At 69.5% G+C, this 2,462-nt stretch carries 1 protein-coding gene; it reads left to right on the plus strand.

Translation table 11 applies throughout. From position 1 onward, the window contains the following. Window positions 1–60: 60 nt before the first annotated feature. On the plus strand, window positions 61–2,462 hold a 2,402-nt coding region (locus tag K8556_RS38715; protein ID WP_255653347.1), incomplete at its 3' end, for an amino acid adenylation domain-containing protein.

The raw sequence follows: 2,462 nt of genomic DNA on the forward strand, positions 1-2,462 counted from the left end.
CGCACCGAAGGCCCCCAGCCGCTCTCCTTCGCGCAACAGCGCCTCTGGTTCCTGGACCAGTTGGCGCCGGACGACGCTTCCTACAACCTCCCCGTCACGCTGCGCCTCCTCGGGCGACTGGATGTGGAGGCCTTGCGCCGCGCGTTCGAAGCACTCGTGGCGCGGCACGAAGCGCTGCGCACCACCTTCTTCGAAGAGGAGGGCCAGCCCTTCCAGCGCATCCATCCCCCGACCGAGTGGATCCTCCCGATCGAAGACCTGTCCGGTTTGAACGAGTCCGAGCGAGACGCCGAGACACTGCGGCTGGCCACTCGAGAGGCCCGGCAACCCTTTCATCTCGTTCAGGGGCCGCTGTTGCGTACGGCCCTCCTCAAGCTCTCTGAGGACTCCCATGTCCTCCTCGTGACGATGCATCACATCGTCTCCGACGGCTGGTCCATGGGCATACTCATCCGTGAGCTGGCGAGCCTCTATGAGTCCTTCAGTGGCGGCCGGGCGCCTTCTCTTCCTCCGCTGCCCGTGCAGTACGCGGACTTCGCTCTCTGGCAGCGTCAGTGGCTCCAGGGGGAGACGCTGGAGTCGCAGCTCGGATACTGGAAGCGCCAGTTGGCCGGGGCCCCCGCCGCGCTGGAGCTGCCCACCGACCGTCCGCGTCCGGCCGTGCAGTCCCGTCGCGGCGCCACGCTGCCCGTGCACTTCCCCTCGCACCTGACGGACTCGCTGCGCAGCCTCGCCCAGCGTGAAGGCGCTACGCCCTTCATGCTGCTGCTCTCCGCCTTCCAACTGCTGCTTTCGCGCTACTCCGGACAGGACGACATCTCCATCGGCTCCCCCATCGCGGGCCGCACCCACGCCGAGACCGAGAGTCTCATCGGCTTCTTCGTCAACACGCTGGTGTTGCGCGCTCACGTGCGCCCGGAGGAGTCCTTCCGCCAGTTGCTGGCTCAGGTGAAGGCCACCACCCTCGCCGCCTACGAGCACCAGCACGTCCCCTTCGAGAAGCTGGTGGAGGTCCTCCAGCCCTCCCGTGACTTGAGCCGCAGCCCCCTCTTCCAGGTGATGCTCGTCCTGCAGAACGCACCCGCCGAGGCGCTTCGCGTTCCGGGCATGGCCTTCCAGCCCATTCCCCTGGAGGGCAACTCCTCCCGCTTCGATTTGGCCCTCACCCTCTTCGAGGTGCCCCAGGGCCTCACCGGCTTCCTCGAGTACAGCTCCGACCTCTTCGACGCCTCCTCCGTCCAGCGCCTCATGCGCCACTTCGGCGTCCTCCTCTCCTCCCTCGCCTCCCAGCCGGACGCTCGCGTGTCCTCGCTGGAAGTCATGACGGCCGAGGAGCGGCAGCAGCTCCTCGTCGAGTGGAATGAGACGGACGTCTCCTTCCCTCGCGACACCTGCATCCACCACGTCGTCGCTGGGCACGCTCGCCGCTCGCCGGACGCCGTCGCCGTGCGCATGGGGGACAGAAGCGTCAGCTACGCGGGCCTTGATGCCTGGGCGCACGGGCTCGCCGTCCAACTGCATGCGGCCGGTGTCACTCGGGGTAGCCGCGTCGCCGTCCTCGCGGAGCGCTCTCCGGAGTTGGTGGCGGGCCTCCTGGCCGCCCTCAAGGTGGGCGCGGCCTACGTCCCCGTCTCTCCGGGCGTCCCGCCGGAGCGCCTGGCCTTCATGCTGGAGGACTGCGGCGCCTCCGTCCTCCTCACCCAGCAGCACCTGCGCGACTCGCTGCCAGCCCTCTCCGCTCGCGTCCTCGCGCTTGAAGCGGAGCCTGTTGCGACTCAGCAGCCGCTGCCAGTGACGCCCGTGGGCCCGGAGGACCTGGCCTACGTCATCTATACGTCCGGCAGCACCGGCCGCCCCAAGGGCGTCGCCGTCCACCACCGCGCGTTGATGAACCTCGTCTCCTGGCACCAGCGCACCTACTCGCTGTCGTCCCAGGACTCCACTGCCCTCACCGCCGGCGTCGCCTTCGACGCTTCCACCTGGGAGGTGTGGCCTTCCCTCGCCTCTGGCGCCAGCCTCGTCGTCCCTCCCGAAGCCGTGCGCGCGGAGCCCTCCCAGTTGCTTCAGTGGCTGGCCCGCGAGGCCATCACCACCTGCTTCATGCCCACGCCCCTGGCCGAGGCCGTCCTCCGCGAGGAGTGGCCCCGCCCCATGGCCCTGCGCGCCCTGCTGACGGGTGGAGACGCCCTCCACCACGGCCCGCCGCCTTCCGTCCCCGCCACCCTCTTCAACCACTACGGCCCTACCGAGAGCACCGTCGTCGCCACCTTCACCCCCGTCACTCGCGACGACGGCACGCGGCCTCCCATTGGCCGCCCCATCGCCAACACCCGCACCTACGTCCTCGACGCCCGATTGCAGCCGGTGCCCGTGGGTGTCCCAGGGGAGCTCTTCCTCGCCAGTGAGGGCCTCGCCTGGGGCTACCTGGGCCAGCCCGCCCTCAGTGCCGAGCGCTTCATCCC

The organism is Corallococcus sp. AS-1-12, from assembly GCF_020036995.1.
Classification (GTDB): domain Bacteria; phylum Myxococcota; class Myxococcia; order Myxococcales; family Myxococcaceae; genus Corallococcus.